At 71.2% G+C, this 16,263-nt stretch carries 14 protein-coding genes and 1 riboswitch; of the genes, 6 read left to right on the top strand and 8 right to left on the bottom strand.

What is annotated here, in order from left to right; genetic code table 11:
- Window positions 1–46: 46 nt before the first annotated feature.
- Genes ACZ7M7_RS19860 through ACZ7M7_RS19845 form a run of 4 tightly spaced genes read right to left on the bottom strand, consistent with a single transcriptional unit; the run spans window position 47 to window position 4,368 of the window.
- Complete coding sequence (locus ACZ7M7_RS19860) at window positions 47–916, bottom strand: sugar phosphate isomerase/epimerase family protein (RefSeq protein WP_472118560.1); 870 nt, start codon at window positions 914–916, stop codon at window positions 47–49.
- Entirely contained in the window at window positions 913–1,929 is a 1,017-nt protein-coding gene (locus ACZ7M7_RS19855) for a Gfo/Idh/MocA family protein (protein WP_472118557.1), read from the bottom strand. The genes ACZ7M7_RS19860 and ACZ7M7_RS19855 overlap by 4 nt, the downstream gene beginning before the upstream one ends.
- A 43-nt stretch (window positions 1,930–1,972) precedes the next feature.
- A complete protein-coding gene (locus tag ACZ7M7_RS19850; protein WP_472118554.1) occupies window positions 1,973–3,397 on the bottom strand; it encodes a sugar porter family MFS transporter in 1,425 nt (474 codons plus the stop codon).
- Between the two features lie 11 nt (window positions 3,398–3,408).
- Complete coding sequence (locus tag ACZ7M7_RS19845) at window positions 3,409–4,368, bottom strand: sugar phosphate isomerase/epimerase family protein (RefSeq protein WP_472118551.1); 960 nt, start codon at window positions 4,366–4,368, stop codon at window positions 3,409–3,411.
- 209 nt (window positions 4,369–4,577) lie between these two features.
- On the opposite strand from ACZ7M7_RS19845, the gene ACZ7M7_RS19840 reads away from it, so the two are divergent.
- Entirely contained in the window at window positions 4,578–5,576 is a 999-nt protein-coding gene (locus ACZ7M7_RS19840; RefSeq protein ID WP_472119263.1) for a LacI family DNA-binding transcriptional regulator, read from the top strand.
- Window positions 5,577–5,594: 18 nt separating this feature from the next.
- On the opposite strand, the gene ACZ7M7_RS19835 is transcribed toward ACZ7M7_RS19840, so the two are convergent.
- The 4 genes from ACZ7M7_RS19835 to ACZ7M7_RS19820 form a co-directional block, all read right to left on the bottom strand.
- Window positions 5,595–7,097: a C40 family peptidase gene (locus ACZ7M7_RS19835; RefSeq protein WP_472118548.1), complete on the bottom strand. Its 1,503-nt coding sequence runs from the start codon at window positions 7,095–7,097 to the stop codon at window positions 5,595–5,597.
- Between the two features lie 56 nt (window positions 7,098–7,153).
- Window positions 7,154–7,331, bottom strand: a riboswitch (cyclic di-AMP (ydaO/yuaA leader).
- A gap of 142 nt (window positions 7,332–7,473) precedes the next feature.
- Complete coding sequence (locus ACZ7M7_RS19830) at window positions 7,474–8,532, bottom strand: NAD-dependent epimerase/dehydratase family protein (protein WP_472118545.1); 1,059 nt, start codon at window positions 8,530–8,532, stop codon at window positions 7,474–7,476.
- Window positions 8,533–8,602: 70 nt separating this feature from the next.
- On the bottom strand, window positions 8,603–9,862 hold the full coding sequence (locus tag ACZ7M7_RS19825; protein WP_472118542.1) for a glucarate dehydratase family protein: 1,260 nt from the start codon (window positions 9,860–9,862) through the stop codon (window positions 8,603–8,605).
- Complete coding sequence (locus ACZ7M7_RS19820) at window positions 9,859–10,767, bottom strand: 5-dehydro-4-deoxyglucarate dehydratase (RefSeq protein ID WP_472118539.1); 909 nt, start codon at window positions 10,765–10,767, stop codon at window positions 9,859–9,861. Before ACZ7M7_RS19820 ends, ACZ7M7_RS19825 begins: the two co-directional genes overlap by 4 nt.
- A gap of 654 nt (window positions 10,768–11,421) precedes the next feature.
- On the opposite strand from ACZ7M7_RS19820, the gene ACZ7M7_RS19815 reads away from it, so the two are divergent.
- From ACZ7M7_RS19815 to ACZ7M7_RS19795, 5 genes are read left to right on the top strand one after another with little or no spacing between them, the layout of a single operon-like run.
- Entirely contained in the window at window positions 11,422–13,287 is a 1,866-nt protein-coding gene (locus ACZ7M7_RS19815; RefSeq protein ID WP_472118536.1) for a phage tail sheath subtilisin-like domain-containing protein, read from the top strand.
- 33 nt (window positions 13,288–13,320) lie between these two features.
- Window positions 13,321–13,845: a phage tail protein gene (locus ACZ7M7_RS19810; protein ID WP_004003113.1), complete on the top strand. Its 525-nt coding sequence runs from the start codon at window positions 13,321–13,323 to the stop codon at window positions 13,843–13,845.
- Between the two features lie 27 nt (window positions 13,846–13,872).
- Complete coding sequence (locus ACZ7M7_RS19805) at window positions 13,873–14,610, top strand: T4 family baseplate hub assembly chaperone (protein WP_472118532.1); 738 nt, start codon at window positions 13,873–13,875, stop codon at window positions 14,608–14,610.
- Window positions 14,603–15,352 carry a hypothetical protein gene (locus ACZ7M7_RS19800; protein WP_472118529.1) on the top strand — a complete coding sequence of 250 codons (750 nt, stop codon included), beginning with the start codon at window positions 14,603–14,605 and terminating at the stop codon, window positions 15,350–15,352. The genes ACZ7M7_RS19805 and ACZ7M7_RS19800 overlap by 8 nt, the downstream gene beginning before the upstream one ends.
- Window positions 15,353–15,385: 33 nt before the next feature.
- Window positions 15,386–16,234 carry a Pvc16 family protein gene (locus ACZ7M7_RS19795; RefSeq protein ID WP_472118527.1) on the top strand — a complete coding sequence of 283 codons (849 nt, stop codon included), beginning with the start codon at window positions 15,386–15,388 and terminating at the stop codon, window positions 16,232–16,234.
- Window positions 16,235–16,263: the final 29 nt, after the last annotated feature.

Below are 16,263 nucleotides of genomic sequence, written 5' to 3'. Positions count from 1 at the left end.
CCGGCGCCATGGAGAGGCGGGCGGGCCCCGCGACGCCCGTCCACCCCTACTTCCCCAACTCCTTGCGGATGCGGTCCAGCATGAACGCCGACGACTCCTCGGCCCGCTCCTCCCACGCGAAGACGCAGGCCGTGGCCACGCCGTCGAAGTGCAGTCCGCGCAGCGTGCCGAAGAAGGCGTCCCAGTCGACCTCGCCCTGACCGATGTCCAGGTGCTGGTGGATACGGGCGGGAGTGCCGGGCGGGTTGAGGATGTAGCGCAGACCGGACGAACCCTTGTGGTTGAAGGAGTCCGCGATGTGCACGTGCCGGAGCTTGTCGCCGGCGTAGCGCATCATCGCCGCGATGTCGGCGCCGGCCTCCGAGGGCCCGGAGAGGTGGAAGGAGTGCGGGGCGCAGTACAGGTAGTTCACCCACGGCTCGTTGATCGCACGGACCAGGTCGACGGCAGGAGTGTTCTCCTCGCAGAAGTCGTCCGGGTGCGCCTCCAGGTTCAGGGCGACGCCTTCGCGCTCGAACACCGGGAGGAGCTCCTCCAACGAGCGCCAGAAGGCCGCCTCGCTCGCCGCCGCCTGCTCGGGACGGCCGTTGAACTCCGAGTTCATGAGCGGACATTCGAGCTCCACGGTGATCTCGATCATCCGCTTCCAGTAGCGGACGGCGGCCTGCCGCTCGGTCTCGTCCGCCGAGGACCACTTGTACAGCGGCAGCACCGAGGACAGCTGGACGCCGTGCGTGCGCAGGGAGTTCTTCAGCTCCCGCACCCGCTCGTCGTCCGCGCGCGGGTGCCGGAAGAACGGCATGAAGTCGTCGCGGGGCGACAACTCGATGTACTCGTAGCCGAGTTCGGCGACCGTGCGCACCATGTCGTCGATGGGGAGGGCACGGAGCATGTATGGGTCGAGGGCGATCTTCACGCGGCACCTCCGTAGCAGGCGGGGCGGGGCTTGAGGCCGGTGGCGACCACGCGGCCCGACTCCAGGGCCTCGGCGGTCGCGGCGGTGATGACGGTGGCGGCGTAGCCGTCCCACGCCGAGGGCCCGGTGGGCTCGTCGCCGGCCGCGACCCCCGCGATCCACTCGCGGAACTCGGTGTCGAAGGCCTCCCGGAAGCGGCCCACCCAGTCCGTCAGCACCTCGGTGCTGTGCTGTCCGGCGGTGCGCACACCGACCGCGGCGGGGTCGGGCAGCCGGACGAGCCCCTCCTCGCCGACGGTCTCGCACTGGATGTCGTATCCGTACCGGCAGTTGACGAAGACCTCCAGGTCGATGCGGACCCCCTTGGCGGTCTCGAACAGCATGATCTGCGGGTCCCTGAGGTGCGCGAAGCGCTTGCTCGTGGCGCGCGGCGTGACGACCTGGGTGGAGACGATCTCGTCGTCGAGCAGCCAGCGCAGCACGTCGACCTCGTGGACGGCCGTGTCGAGGGCGGCCATGGGGGAGATGTACGACTCAGGGACGGTCGGGTTGCGGTGGGCGCAGTGCACAATCAGCGGCTCGCCGATCCGGCCGGATTCGATGACCTGCTTCATCTGCCGGTATCCGGCGTCGTAGCGGCGCATGAAGCCGACCTGGACGAGCCGGCGGCCGTGCGCCGTCTCGGCCTCGACGATCTTCAGACAGTCCTCGGCCGTGGTGGCGAGAGGCTTCTCGCAGAAGACCGGTTTGCCGGCGGCGACGGCGTTCAGCACGTGTTCGGCGTGGGTGGGCCCCCAGGAGGTGACCAGGACGGCGTCGACGTCCTCGGCCTCGATCAGCCCGGCGCCGTCCGGCACCGCCCGGGCGCCGACCAGGGCCGCCGCCTCCTCGGCGCGCGCGGTGTCGATGTCGGTGACCGCGGTGACCTCGGCGCCGGTGACGACGTCGGTGAGCCGCCGTATGTGTTCCTGGCCGATCCAGCCGGCGCCGATGACACCTACACGCACAGTCATGGAACTTCCTTTCGAGCAGCGGGCGTTCAGGAGATGCGGGTGTTCAGGAGAAGCGGGCCTTGAGTTCCGCTTCGAGGGTTTCCAGCGAGCGGCCCTTCGTCTCGGGGACGTAGAGCTTGACGAAGGTGAGGGCGAAGACGCCCGCCACCACGAACAGGAAGAAGGTGTTGGAGATCCCGATGCCGGAGACCAGCGACGGGAAGACCAGTCCGATCACGAAGTTGGTCAGCCACAGCACGACCGCCGCGACACCCATGCCGAACCCGCGCATCCGCATCGGGAAGATCTCCGACAGCATCAGCCACGTCACCGGCGAGATCGCGCCCTGCTGGAAGGCGAGGAACGTGACGGTCATGGCGAGCACGGCGTAGGCACGAGCGTCACCGGACGGCAGCGCCAGCGAGAAGACCCCGATCAGCAACAAGGCCACCGTGGTGCCGATCTGACCGGCCATCAGCATGGGACGGCGGTTGACCCGGCCGAGCAGCCAGATGCCGACGAAGGTGGCCAGCACCGAGATCACGCCGTTGGCGATATTGGCGGTCAGCGCGCTGTCGGAGGCGAAGCCGGCGTCGGTGAGGATCTGGGTGCCGTAGTACATGATCGTGTTGACGCCGGTGATCTGCTGCACGATCGCGATGCCGAAGCCGACGAACATCAGCCTGCGGATCCACGGGGTGGCCCGCATGTCCTGCCAGCCGCCGAGCTTTTCCCGCTCCTCCTTGACGGCCAGCGCCGACACCTCGGCGAGTTCGGCCTCGGCCCGCTGCTGGGACCTGACCTGCTTGAGGACCTCCAGCGCCGCACCGAAACGGGTCCGGGAGGCGAGCCAGCGCGGGCTCTCCGGCATCACGAGCATGCCGAACCACAGCACCACGGCCGGGACGCTGGCGATCACCAGCATCCAGCGCCACACCCCGCCCGACTCCCCGCCCACCCGCGCGATGACCGCATTGGAGGTGAACGCCAGCAACTGCCCGCTGACGATCATGAGTTCGTTACGGGTGACCAGCGCGCCGCGCCGCTCGGCGGGGGAGACCTCCGCGAGGTACACGGGCACGGTCACCGAGGCGCCGCCCACCGCAAGGCCGAGCACGAACCGGGCGACGACCATCACGGCGGTCGTCGGTGCCAGCGTGCAGGCCAGCGCACCGACGAAGAACAGCACCGCGAGGGCGAGGATCGTACGGCGCCGTCCGCGCGCGTCCGACATCCGGCCGCCGACCACCGCGCCCAGCGCGGCACCCAGCAGCAGCGAACTGGTCACCATGCCCTCGGTGACCGCGGTCAGTCCGAGGTCATCGGACATGTACGGCAGAGCGCCGTTGATGACGCCGGTGTCGTAGCCGAAGAGCAGTCCGCCGAAGGTGGCGATGACGGTGATGAGCCGCAGCCTGCGCGACACCGCCGGCGGGGCGTCGTCCGTGACGGGGGCGGGGACCGGGTTCGTGTCGTCCTTCAGCTCCATGGGCTCTCTCCTCACCGGGCGCGAGTCGTGAGCGTCGGACGCCGGGTACCCGTCAGGCCGCAGCCGGCCAGGTGCTCACGGGTGCTGACGGCGATGGGCAGCGGCACCTCGGGCGCGCACGGGTACAAGTCCTGCTCGACGATCACGAACAACTCGGCGTCCAGCAGGGCCAGTTCGGACAGCACGTCGGCGGGCCTAGGCACACCCGCGGGCGGCGAGACGCACACGCCGCGCCTGACGGCCTCGCCGAACGACAGGTCCTGCGCGGCGACCTGGGCGAGGATGCCGGGGTCCATCTGCTTGATGTGGACGTACCCGACGCGCTCGCCGAAACGCCGGATCAGATCGAGGTTGTCGCCGCCGCCATAGGCGACGTGACTGGTGTCCAGACACAGGTTCGTCCAGCGGGCGTCGGACTCGTTCAGCAGCCGCTCGATCTCCGGCTGGGTCTGGATGTGGCTGTCGGCGTGCGGATGGACGACGAGCCGTACGTCGTACTCGTCGAGCAGTAGCCTGCCGAGCCGGTCGGCGGCCTTGCCGAAGCCCGCCCACTGCTCGGCGCTCAGCTCGGGTGCCTCGGTGAACGCCCCGGTCTTCTCGTCCCGGTACATCGGCGGGATGAGGACCAGGTGATGGGCGCCCGCTGCGGCCGTCAGCTCCGCGACCCGCCGGACGTGCGCGAGCGTCTCGTCCCAGGCCTCGGGCCGGTGCAGCGCGCCGAAGGCGGTGCCGCCGGAGACCTTGAGGCCGCGCACCGCGAGTTCCTCGGCGAGGACGGCCGGATCGGTGGGCAGGTAGTCGTACGGCCCGAGCTCCAGCCACGCGTACCCGGCGCGCGCCAGCTCGTCGAGGAAGCGGGGGTACGGGACCTGGTGTTCGTCCTCGGGGAACCAGACGCCCCAGGAGTCGGGAGCCGAGCCCAGGCACAGGTTGCCCGCGGTGGTGCGGAGCGAAGTTGGCGCCGTTGCCATGAGAAGTCCTTCGGGGAGGCGTGCGGACGTCGGTGGAGCGTCCAGGGTCATCTGCCGCGCTCTACTAGCGCGCTCTAGTGCGAGTACGATGGCCTGGTCCGAATGTCATGTCAATAGCTTGTTGCCGGGGGATTTCGAGGCCCGGCTAGGGTGAGCGGCGGCGAAGGGTGGGTGCGCAGGTGGACGGATCGGGCAGGCAGCGGCCCACGATGGCGGACGTCGCCGGGAAGGCCGGGGTGTCCCGGGCGCTCGTCTCGATCATCTTCCGCAACCAGCCGGGGGCTAGCCAGGAGACCCGCGATCGGGTCCTGCGGGTAGCGGACGAGATCGGCTACCGCCCCGACAACGCGGCCAGGCTGCTCGCCCGCGGCCGAAGCCGCACACTCGGCGTGATGTTCATCGTCCACCAGACCTTCCACACGGACCTCATCGCGGGCATCTATCCCGAGGCCGAACGGCTCGGCTACGACGTCCTGCTCTCCGGGACGACCCCGGGCCGCAGCGAGGCCAAGGCGATCGAGGCGCTGCTCAGCCACCGCTGCGAGGGGCTGATCCTGCTCGCCCCCGACGCCGAGCCGGCCTACCTCGACGAACTCGGCCACCGAGCGGCGGCCGTATCGGTCGGCCGTCGCGCCCTGGGCGCCCGCGTGGACTTCGTGCACAGCGCCGAGGGCAAGGGCGTACGGCAGGCCATGGACCATCTCGTGGAGCTGGGGCACCGCCGGATCGTGCACATCGACGGCGGGCGCGGCCCGGGCTCGGCCGAACGGCGACGCGCCTACCGGGCCGCGATGCGCCGCCACGGGCTGGAGTCCGAGGTGCGGGTCCTCCCGGGCGCGCACACCGAGGACTCGGGCATCGACACGGGCCGCCTGCTAGTCGCCGAGCGTGACCGGGGCCTGCCCCTGCCCACCGCGGTCCTCGCGGGCAACGACCGCTGCGCCATGGGCTTGTTGATGACCCTGACCCGCGCGGGCGTCGAGGTGCCGCGCGACATGTCCGTCGTCGGCTACGACGACAGTCACCTCTCCCATCTGATGCCGATCGGTCTGACGACGGTCCGTCAGGACGCTGTGCTGATGGCGGAGTACGCGGTGCGGTTCGCCGTGGAGCGGCTGGAGAAGCCGGAACTGGAGCCGCGCGAGGCCGTGTTGGATCCCAAGCTCGTGGTGCGGGGCACGAGCGGGCCGGCCCCGCGCGTCCCGTGACGGCGGCCGACAGGCGGCTCAGGCGGGCCGGATCACGCTGTGGATCGCCGACTCCCCTGCGTAGTAGATCGACTCCTCGCGTATGGAGGTTCCCGGGCCGGGGGCGTGGATCATCGTGCCGGTTCCGGAGCAGATGCCGACGTGGCCTGCATGGAACAGGACCAGGTCACCGGGCTCGGCGTGGGTGACGGCGATGCCACGGCCGGCGGTCGCCTGTTCCGGTGCGGTGCGGGGGAGGGCGATGCCCGCGGCCTTCCAGGCGGCCTGGGTGAGGCCTGCTCCGTCGTAGGCCTCCGGGCCCGTCGTGCCCCAGACGCAGGGCTTGCCGATCTGGGCGTGGGCGAAGTCCAGGGCGCGCAGGGCCCGGGTGTCCTGCGGGCCCGTTGACGTGAGGGCGGCGATCGGGTCGAGGGACGGGTTCGTGTCGAGGACCGGGTTCGGGTCGATCGCAGGTCCGGCAGCGGTGGTTGCCGGACCTGCGGTTGCGTTCCGGTCCGTGGCAATGGCCTGGCTCGCGATGACTACCGGGAGCGGGTCGGTGAGGGGGTCCGGCGTGGTGACTGTCGGGAGCGGGTCGGTGAGCGGGTCCGGCGTGGTGGTCCAGGGCGCCGGCGCGCCCCAGGCCGTCGTGCCGGCCGGGACCGTGGTGAGGCCGTTCGGCCCCTGTGCCTGCAGTGCCTGCCATTGTGCGTCGGCCGAGGGCTGTGCCTCGGCCGAGGGCTGTACCTGGGTCGGCGTGGCACTCCAGGTTTCGGTGACCGGCGCCGCCTCGATCGCCGCGAGCGGCGCGCTCTGCCGCGCGCTGTACGCGGACAACAAGGCGCGTGCCCGGTCGAGCTTGCGCTGGTTCTGCTCCTTGGTCGTGCGCAGAGCGGACCGCTCCTGCGGCTCGGCCGTGAGTTCGGCGGCCGGGACGGGCAGAGCGAGGGCGCTCCCGGCGGTCGTCTGCTGCAGCGCCTCCGAAGCGGCCGGAAGCGCGGCAACGGGCCCGGCGGTCAGTTCGGCCACGGCAGCCGTCCGGGTGGCCGCACCGGACGTCAGCTCGGCGACCGGCGCGGCGGGCAGCTCCAGGGCGCTGCGGCCCGACGACTCCCGCGCCTGATCGGGGCCGTCCGCCGGGCGCTGGGACCGCGTCCCGGCGGGGCGGTCGGGCATCCGGTCGGTCGGCAGCACTGCCGGAACAATCGGACCCACCTTCGCCCGGGCGGCGTCGAACCACTGCCGCGCGACGCTGTCGAGCGCGGGGTCGCTGCGCCTGCTCTCGTCGTCGCGGGGCGTGGCGGCGGCCCGGCGTGCGGTGTCCGTCGGCCGGTCGGTGCGCGCCCGCGATCCCGTCGCCGCCGCGCGGGTGGCGTTGAAGGTCCCCGTGTCCGACTCGGCCTGGTCGTAGAGGGAGCTGACCCGCCGGCTGACCTCCTCGCGGCTCGGCGCCTCGTCCGCGGCAGAGGGGGCAGCGTTGGCCGTCTGGGCGAGCAGGGCCACAGAGGTCAGGGCTGCCGACGCGAGTGCGGAATTGCGCATGCCAGGGAGGCTCAGTGCCCCCGGACGCGCGGTGCGTTCCGGCGCCATGGGTGACGTACTCCTTCCGTACTCCGCCTACCGAGTTAGCTGACGGGTTCGGGCGGTCGTCTCCGGAAGGTGTGCCCTACGGCCCCTGCCCCGAAGGGCGGTTGGGCCGATTCACCCCAAGTTCGGTTGGGTCCCCGGCTCCAGTGGACCCTTGCGGGTGCGCACCGGACTCGGCGGAGGCCGCGCGTCCCGGCGGGGTTCGCCGGAGGTCGTCGTGCGGTCCGATGCGTAACCTAACCAACTTGTGAGCCCCGCGTGAAGATTGACATGTGAAATGTCCGATACGTTTTTGTGACCTTCGACGCTCTGAGTGAGAAGGAGACCGGATTCATCTCGCGGCGCGCTGACTTCGCCACGCTTCGTAATGATCGAGGACCGTCTGCTCGATCGGACGGTAGGTAATGCCCAGCTCGTTCATGCTGCGGCTGTTGTCCACCTGGAACCGGATGCCGAGGTGCTTGCGGATGTAGTCCTGGCTCAGCCCGAACGCCGGGCCCAGGACGTGAACCGGCCAGTGCGGCAGCGCGGTGCGCGGGAGGCGCAGGTCACGGGGATGGCGGGCCCGGATCATGCGGGACATCTCCTGGAAGGACGTCATGGTCGGGGCGGCGAGGATGTAGCGGCCCTTCGCGTCCGGGTTCCGGGCCGCCGCGATGTGCGCGTCGGCCACCTCGCGCACGTCCACCGTGGTGAAGCTGAAGTCGGGTGCGCCGTAGAAGAAGTAGCCCTTGAACAGCTCCTCCAGCAGGAAGAGGCTGCCGGACTCGGAGGTGGGGGTGAGGGAGGGGCCCAGGATCAGGCCGGGGTTGACCGACACCATCCGCCAGCGGCCCTGGGCTGCCTCCGCGTCCCACGCCGCGCGTTCCGCGACCGTCTTCGCGTAGTGGTACGGGTTGTTCTCCACCGTGCTGGTGGTGTTGAAGTGGCGCTCCGACAGCACCGCGTCGTCCATGGCCAGTACGTCGGCGTAGTCGCCGAAGATCGCACCCACGGTCGAGGTGAGGACGAGTCTTTCGATTGTGGGTGTCCGCTCGACGGCCGCCAGCACATTGCGGGTGCCGAGCAGGGCCGGGTCGACGACGTCCCTGCTGCCGTCCTTGATCTTCTCCGGCATGAGGAACGGCGACGCCACATGGAACACCACCCCGCATCCGGTCATCGCCTCGTCGAAGGAGCCCTCGGCCAACAGGTCCGCCTCGAACAGGTGGAGACGGCCCGGATGTGCCTCCTGCATCTCCAGCAGGGGACGTACCTTCGCCGTGGCGGCCGTGCTGCGTACCGTGGCGTGGACCCGATACCCGCGCTCCAGCAGCCGTTTGACCAGATGACTGCCGACGAACCCGCTGCCTCCGGTGACCAACACGGCCGTCGACCTGTCTGCGCCCACCGTCACTCCTTCTCCCGCGCGGAAGCCGGGCGATCACGGTAGCGGCGTTCGCACGGGAGTGAGCGTTACTTCACCAACGGGGCAGCCGGCTCTCGTACTCCGGCCGGATCCGCCTCATGTAGCCGGTGTCGTCGCGGGAGCGCATCTCGGAATCCACGTACAGCCGGTGCAGCCGGTCCAGGGCGTCGTGGTCGAGGTCGACGCCGAGACCCGGGCCGGTGGGGACCGCGACCGCGCCGTCGCGCAGCTCCAGGGCGCCGGGCACGATCACGTCGTCGGCCGAGTTCCACGGGTAGTGCGTGTCGCAGGAGTGGTCGAGGTTGGGGATGGCCGCCGCCACGTGGGTCATCGCGGCGAGGCTGATGCCCAGGTGCGAGTTGGAGTGCATCGACAGGGCGATGCCGAACACCTCGCAGACCGCGGCCAGTTCACGGGTGCGGCGCAGTCCGCCCCAGTAGTGGTGGTCGGTGAGGAGCACCTGGATCGCGTTCTGCTCGATCGCCGGCCTCAGATGCTCCCAGGCGATCACGCACATGTTGGTGGCGAGAGGGAGCGGCGAGTCCTTCGCCACCTCCGCCATGCCGGCGATGGTCGCGGCGGGATCCTCCAGGTACTCCAGTACGCCGTCCAGTTCACGGGCGACGTGCTGCGAAGTCTCCACTGTCCAGGCCGTGTTGGGGTCCAGCCGCAGCGGCTGTCCGGGGAAGGTCTCCGCCAGCGCCTTCATCGCCGAGATCTCCTCGTCGGGTGGGAACACCCCGCCCTTGAGCTTGAACGAGCCGAAGCCGTAACGCTGGTGCATCAGCCGCGCCTGCTCGACGATGCCGGCGGGATCCAGCGCCTCGCCCCAGTCGTCGCCGACCGCCGGGCGGCCGTCGAGCGCCGGGTGCTCGGCCCACTTGTAGAAGAGGTAGGCCGCGAAGGGCACGGCGTCGCGGACCTTGCCGCCGAGCAGGTCGCTGACCGGGCGGCCGAGGAGCCTGCCCTGCGCGTCGAGGCAGGCGACCTCCACCGCCGAGGTGGTCCAGCCGCGCTCGTGGGAGCTGGGCACGGTCGGCAGCAGGGCGGCCTCGATCGCGGCCGCGACGGCCGTCGTGTCGAAGACGTCCATGCCGGCGACGACTTTCGCCGCCGTCTGAAGCCGCTCCAGGCGGGCGACGCCACCCGGGGACTCGCCGAGGCCCACCGTGCCGTCCTCCAGGACGAGTTGGAGGATGACGCGCAGGGCGAGCGGCTCGTGGACGCCGTTGGAGTTGAGCAGGGGCGGATCGCGGAAGGCGATCGGGGTGACGATGAGCTCGCGGATCCGGGTGCCGGCGCCGGTGCTCATGCGCGGACCGCCTCCAGGCCGTGGTAGATGAGTTTCGCGAGCCGGGCGACATGCTCCGGCGCCGGGTCGAGCAGCGGCGCCCGTACGCCGCCGACGTCCAGGCCCCGGAGGTTCACTCCGGCCTTGACGAGCGCAACGGCATATCCCGGGACCTCGTCGCGGAGTTCGACGAGGGGGCCGTAGAACTCGTCGAGGAGCGTGGTGACCAGCTCCCGGTCGTCGCGCGCCAGGGCCTGGTGGAAGGCCAGCGCGATCTCCGGAGCGAAGGCGAACACGGCCGAGGAGTACAGCTCGACGCCGATGCCGCGGTAGGCGGGCGCGGTCATCTCCGCCGTGGGCAGACCGTTGAAGAACTGGAAGTCCGTGCCGCCGGGCAGGGCGCGCACGGCCCGGACGATGCGGTGCATCCGCTCGATGTCGCCGATGCCGTCCTTGAGGCCGACGACCTGCGGCAGGGCGGCGATCGCGGCCGCGGTGTCCGAGGTGACGCGGGCGGTGCCGCGCTGGTAGAAGATCACCGGCAGTCCGGTCGCCGCGGTGACCTCCTCGACGTAGCGCACCAGGCCTCGCTGCGGCGCCGTCACCAGGTAGGGGGGCAGCAACAGGATGCCGTCGGCGCCGGCGCGTTCGATACGTGCGGTCTGGTCGCGCGCCACCGGGAGCGGGCCCCCCGCCGCGGCCAGGACGGGGACACGTCCGGCGGTCGTCTGCACGGCGACCCGCGTGGCCTGTTCGATCTCGTCCGGCGTCAGCGCATGGAACTCGCCGGTGCCGCAGGCGACGAACACACCGCCCGCGCCCGCGGCGACCCCGGACTCGATGTGCTGGGCGAGCCGTTCCTCGTCCAGCGATCCGTCCGCGCCGAACGGCGTGACCGGAAAGAACAGCACTCCTTGGAACTTCATGTCTCCCTCGAAGGTGGGGTCGGCCCGGCTGCTTCATCCTGTGCGGTTCGCATCCATGAACTCGCTTCACGCATCTAAATGCTCGCTCCAGCTAAGAATCGTTTCCATCACATGTCAAGACATGGCTGGGGGTTTTCACCCGGCCCCGCGGGGGCGGGTGATGGATCTAGTTCGCGCCACCCCCGGAAAACCGGCCAAGACGTGTTGTGTGCGACTCGGGGAGGTCGTACGTGCGTGCGACCAGTCGAACGAGCTCGGTGAAGGGATTCCGGCCCGGCGGGAGCCCTCGGGGCGCTTCGCGGCGACACCGCTGTGCAGATTCCGTGAACCACCTGGCCGGGGCGCGCAGGCGTGATGTGCGGATGCCGGGAGGGGGTCTTCACCAAACCCCCTGCCGGGCTGGCCTGAAGGCACCTTGCTCCGTCAACTTCCCACACACCAAGGTGGATTGAGCACTTGAGCATCAGGAGTCACAAGCGCATTGCTTGGCCCCGGCGACCGACAAGCCCGGGGTGCAGACGGGGGAACTGAATGCGGTGTGCGTCGTAGCGTCGCTCGTGTGGGGGGCGTCTTCGCGTGCCGAAAAGGGAATGCCTCCCTCCGCCATCTCTTGGTGCATTCGTCCGGTGCCCAAGACAGGGAGTAGGAGGGGGAATGCCGATGAGCGCGGTGAGCGCCGCCAGGCCGACGTATCCCGGCGTCTACGTCGAAGAGCTTCCCAGCAGCACCCGCACGATCTCGACCCTGACCACGTCCGTGACCGCCTTCGTGGGCCACACCCGGCGCGGTCCACTGAACGAGCCGGTACGCGTCACCAGCTTCACGGAGTTCGAGCGCCGCTTCGGCGGCCTGAGCGCCCAAAGCGCAGTCGGCTACGCGGTCCACCAGTTCTTCGGCAACGGCGGCACCGTCGCGGTGATCGTCCGTGTCGCCAAGGCCGGCAGCGGCAAGGCCGCCTGCGTCACCCTCAAGTCCACCGAGGGCCACAGCGAGGGCCCCGTCCTCGAGGTGCACGCCAAGGAGCCCGGCGTCTGGGGCAACGGCCTGCGGGTCGCCGTCGACCACGACACGCCGTGCCCCGACGAGACCTTCAACCTGCGTGTCTACGACGCCAAGGGTGAAGCCCGGGAGAGCTTCACCGGCCTGTCCATGGACACCTCGCACGGCCGCTACGCGCAGACCGTGATCAACGCGGGCTCCAGGCTGATCCGCGTCGAGGTCGTCGGCGAGGGCCGCCCCGACCCGTCCGGCACCGTCTCCAAGCCGTTCGGTAACGAGCTGCCGAACCTCGCGGTCGATCTGACGGTCAAGATCGGCGAGGTGGAGCGCGAGTTCACGCTCTACGACCCCGACTGCGACGGCGAAGCACCGTGCAGTGTCGCCGAGTTGGCGCTGCTGCTCGAGCGCAAGCTGCGTGCCCTGCCCGACGCGCCCGGCAAGCACGCCTTCGCGGGCGCCGAGGTCACCGCCTTCGGCCGCCGTATCCAGGTCGTCGCCGGTTCCACCGACCCCGAGGACGTCGTCCGCTTCCTCGGCGAGTGCGCCAACGACCTGGGCCTGGAGGCCTCCGTCAACCCGCCGGTCTTCCCGCTGGAGGGCGGCGAGGACGGTGAGGCGCCCGGCCCGCGCGACCTCATCGGCTCCGAGGGCGACAAGAGCGGCATCCAGGCACTGCGCGGCGTCGCCGACGTCAACCTGCTGGCGCTGCCGGAACTCGCGGCGTACGAGAAGACCGAGGACGCCCTCACCGTCATCTCGGCCGCCCAGCGGCTGTGCGCGGAGCGGCGGATCTTCCTGCTGGTCGACGCGCCGAGCACCTGGGCCAGCGTCGACACCGCACGCGCCGGGCTCGCCGCCTTCGACGCCGTGCGCGGCAACCACGCGGGCCTGTACTTCCCGCACCTGCAGCTCACCGACCCGCTCACGGGCCGGCTGCGCTCCTTCCCGCCGTCCGGCGCGGTCGCCGGCGTCATCGCCCGCACCGACTCCGAGCGTGGCGTGTGGAAGGCCCCGGCCGGTACCGAGGCGCGGCTCGCGGGCGTGCACTCGCTCACCGTCAACCTGACCGACCGCGAGACCGGGCTGCTCAACCCGCTCGGCGTCAACTGCCTGCGCACCTTCCCGGTGACCGGCCCGGTCGTCTGGGGCGCGCGCACGCTGGAGGGCTCCGACGCGCTCGAAAGCGAGTGGAAGTACGTGCCGGTGCGCCGGCTCGCCCTCCATGTGGAGGAGAGCCTCCAGCGCGGCCTGCAGTGGGTGGTGTTCGAACCCAACGACGAGAACCTGTGGCAGCAGATCCGGCTCGCCGCCTCCTCGTACCTGCACACGCTCTTCCGCCAGGGCGCCTTCAAGGGCGGCACGCCGCGCGAGGCGTACTTCGTCAAGTGCGACAGCGACACGACGACCGCCGAGGACATCGAGAACGGCGTCGTGAACGTCCTCGTCGGCATCGCACCGGTCCGGCCGGCGGAGTTCGTGATCGTCAAAATCCAGCAGACGTCCGGGCAGTTCGCGCTCTAGGCGCGGGGAATCGTGGAGAACTGAAGGAATCCGATGGCTGAGTTCACGGTCAACGCGCATCGCTTCGACCCCTACAAGAACTTCAAGTTTCTCGTCCTGTGGGACGGCCGGACGGTCGCCGGCATCAGCAAGATCAGTCCGCTGAAGCGGACGACGGAGGTCGTCAAGCACCGCCACGGCGGCGACCCCTCCTCGCCGCGCAAGTCGCCGGGCCGCTCCGAGTTCGAGGGCATCACCCTGGAGCGCGGGGTGACCCACGACCCCGAGTTCGACCGCTGGGCCAACAAGGTCTGGCAGGTCGGCGCGGGCCTCGGCTCCGAGGTCTCCCTCGCCGACTTCCGCAAGGACATAGTCATCCAGGTCCTCAACGAGGCCGGCCAGGTCGCCGTCTCGCACAAGCTGTACCGGACCTGGCCGAGCGAGTACCAGGTCCTCGGTGAGCTGGACGCCAACGCCAACGCGGTGGCCATCCAGTCGCTGAAGCTCGAGTGCGAGGGCTGGGAGCGGGACTACGAGGTGCCCGAGCCGGAGGAGCCCTCGTTCCTCAACCCCGCTTGACCGGCGGGTAGGTGAGGGGGGAAAGAGATGGCGATCACGGGGGCGGCCGAACTGCTGGCCACCTGGGAGGCGGGCCTCGCCGAGGCGCCGACGGGGCGCGCCCTGCTGCTGCACCGCACGGCGCGCCCGGACGTCGACGCCGCGACCCTGCCGGTGCTGCCGGTGGGGGAGCGCGAGGCCGACCTGTTCGCGTTGCGCCGCGCCCTGTTCGGGGAGCGGATGCAGGTGCGGCTGGGCTGCGCGGCGTGCGGGGAGGACATGGAGTTCGACCTGGACGCCGGGGAGTTCGCGCGCTCGCTGAGCGGTCGGGACGGGCCCGGTGACTCCGTGGTGCGTGTCCAACAGGACGGCTGGGACGTGCAGTTCCGGCTGCCCGGGGCCGCCGACCTGACGGCGGCGGCCCGGGCGGCGGACCCGCGCGCCGCCCTCCTCGCGCGGTGCCTCGTCTCGGCGGTGCGCGCCGGGGCGGCCGTACCCGCCGAGGACCTGCCCGTCCCGGTCCAGCGCCGGATCGCCGAGGCCGTCGAGGCCGCCGACCCCGGCGCCGACGTCACGCTCAACATCGCCTGCCCCGAGTGCGGCGAGGCCACCCGGGCCGAGCTGGACATCGCCTCCTACCTGTGGACCGAACTGGACACCTGGGCAAGGGACCTGCTGCTCGACGTCCATCTGCTCGCCACGTCGTACGGCTGGAGCGAGCCGGAGATCATGGCGCTCAGCCCGCTGCGGCGCCGCTACTACCTGGAGCTGTGTGCGGATGTCTGACGCGGACGGGGCGCCGGTTCCCGACTTCCTCGACCGGCTGATCGCCCGGCACGCCCCGGCAGCCGTCGGTCCGCGCCCGGGTGTGGTGCGGGTACGTCCCCGGCTGCCCGGCCCGTTCGAGCGGGTCGAGGCGGTACGGGCCACGGCACCGGAACCGGACGACGGCTCCGGCCTGCTGTGGCCCGCCACCACGCCGTCCGCCGTACGGCCCGGCGACACACCGGCCGCGGCGACGCCCGCCGCGCTGCTGCGCACGGAACGGGAGCGGACGGTGGTACGCACCGAACGCGCCTCGGCCGACCCGGCACCGCGACCCGCACCCCGGGCCCTGCCCGACGCGCCGCTCCTGCGTCCCGCAGCGCCGCTCGCGCCCGGCCCCCGGCCCGCGCCGGACGCCGTGCAGCGGGCGGCGGGCCGTGGGCGCCCGGAGCGGGACGCATCCCGGACCGCGGCGTCCGTGCCCATCCCCCCGGGCATGGACGCCGCATCCCCCGCCGCCGGGTCCGCGGCCCTGCGGCCCAGCGCCGCGGACACGGCGGCAGCACGGGACGCCGTACGGCAGGCCGCCGCACGGCGCCCCGGGCGGGCGCCCGAGCAGGTGGTGCAGGTGCAGATCGGGCGGCTGGAAGTGACGGCCGGACCCTCGGCCTCCGGGGGCACACGGCAGCGCACGCCGTCATCGGCGGAGCGGCGGGGGGCGACCCTGAGCCTGGCCGACTACCTGGCGCGGGGGCGGGAGTGACATGACGGACCGAGGAACCGAGGAACCGACTTCATGAGCAACGCACTCGCCATCGCCCATGTCACCCAGGCCCTGTCCCTGCTGCTCGCGTCCAACGTGGGCTCGGAGTTCGACGAGGCCGTGAAGGTGGAGCCGCGCAAGCCGCCGGCGGAGGCGCCGGACCACCCGACCATCAACGTGTTCCTCTACCAGGTCACCCCCAACACGTCGATGCGCAACAACGACCTGCCGACCCGGGCGTCCGACGGCACGCTGGTGAAGCGGCCGGCCGCCGCGCTGGACCTGCACTACCTCATCAGTGCGTACGGCGACGAGACGACCCTGGTCGGGCAGCGGCTGATCGGTTCCGTGGTGCGGACCCTGCACGAGATACCGATCCTGCCGAAGGACGTCATCGAAGAGACCGGTCACCTCCCGCACCTGGTGGGCAGCGACCTCGCCGAGGCGGCCCAGCGGGTGCGGTTCACGCCCACGGCCATGGACGTCGACGAGACGTCGAAGCTGTGGGGGATGCTCCACCAGACGCCGTACTCGCTGTCGGTGGTCTACCAGGCGGCCCTGGTCTTCATCGACGGGCGTCAGACGCCGGTGCCGGCGAAGCCGGTGGAGCGGACGGACGTACGGGTGCTGCCGTTCGGGGCGCCGGGGGCGCCGGTCCCTCCGGGGGTGGAGTCGAGGGCCGGGACTCCGTCAACTGCCGCAGAGCAGGCGGCTGTTGACGAGGTTTCGCCGGCGGAACCCGGGCTGCCCGTGAGCGGTTCTGCCAAGAAGGCCACGAAGGCCCCGGCCAAGACCGTCGCCAAGGCCCCGGCACGGACCCGCAAGACCGCCCGGGCGAGCAAGCCGCCGCAGCCGGAGCCCCGCAAGGGCACGGAGGGCTGAGAAGAGATGGGGACGACGGGGGCAGGTGA

The sequence above is a fragment of the Streptomyces sp. NPDC111606 genome, assembly GCF_055656945.1.
Note: the sequence above shows the minus strand (reverse complement) of the source record. Positions and strands in the feature narration are given on the sequence as shown.

What these genes read in the sequence shown, in the direction of transcription:
- ACZ7M7_RS19855 (WP_472118557.1), bottom strand. Translation starts at nt 1,929, where the DNA reads ATGACTGTGCGTGTAGGTGTCATCGGCGCCGGCTGGATCGGCCAGGAA.
- ACZ7M7_RS19850 (WP_472118554.1), bottom strand. Translation starts at nt 3,397, where the DNA reads ATGGAGCTGAAGGACGACACGAACCCGGTCCCCGCCCCCGTCACGGAC.
- ACZ7M7_RS19845 (WP_472118551.1), bottom strand. Translation starts at nt 4,368, where the DNA reads ATGGCAACGGCGCCAACTTCGCTCCGCACCACCGCGGGCAACCTGTGC.
- ACZ7M7_RS19840 (WP_472119263.1), top strand. Translation starts at nt 4,578, where the DNA reads ATGGCGGACGTCGCCGGGAAGGCCGGGGTGTCCCGGGCGCTCGTCTCG.
- ACZ7M7_RS19835 (WP_472118548.1), bottom strand. Translation starts at nt 7,097, where the DNA reads ATGCGCAATTCCGCACTCGCGTCGGCAGCCCTGACCTCTGTGGCCCTG.
- ACZ7M7_RS19825 (WP_472118542.1), bottom strand. Translation starts at nt 9,862, where the DNA reads ATGAGCACCGGCGCCGGCACCCGGATCCGCGAGCTCATCGTCACCCCG.
- ACZ7M7_RS19820 (WP_472118539.1), bottom strand. Translation starts at nt 10,767, where the DNA reads ATGAAGTTCCAAGGAGTGCTGTTCTTTCCGGTCACGCCGTTCGGCGCG.
- ACZ7M7_RS19815 (WP_472118536.1), top strand. Translation starts at nt 11,422, where the DNA reads ATGCCGATGAGCGCGGTGAGCGCCGCCAGGCCGACGTATCCCGGCGTC.
- ACZ7M7_RS19810 (WP_004003113.1), top strand. Translation starts at nt 13,321, where the DNA reads ATGGCTGAGTTCACGGTCAACGCGCATCGCTTCGACCCCTACAAGAAC.
- ACZ7M7_RS19805 (WP_472118532.1), top strand. Translation starts at nt 13,873, where the DNA reads ATGGCGATCACGGGGGCGGCCGAACTGCTGGCCACCTGGGAGGCGGGC.
- ACZ7M7_RS19800 (WP_472118529.1), top strand. Translation starts at nt 14,603, where the DNA reads ATGTCTGACGCGGACGGGGCGCCGGTTCCCGACTTCCTCGACCGGCTG.
- ACZ7M7_RS19795 (WP_472118527.1), top strand. Translation starts at nt 15,386, where the DNA reads ATGAGCAACGCACTCGCCATCGCCCATGTCACCCAGGCCCTGTCCCTG.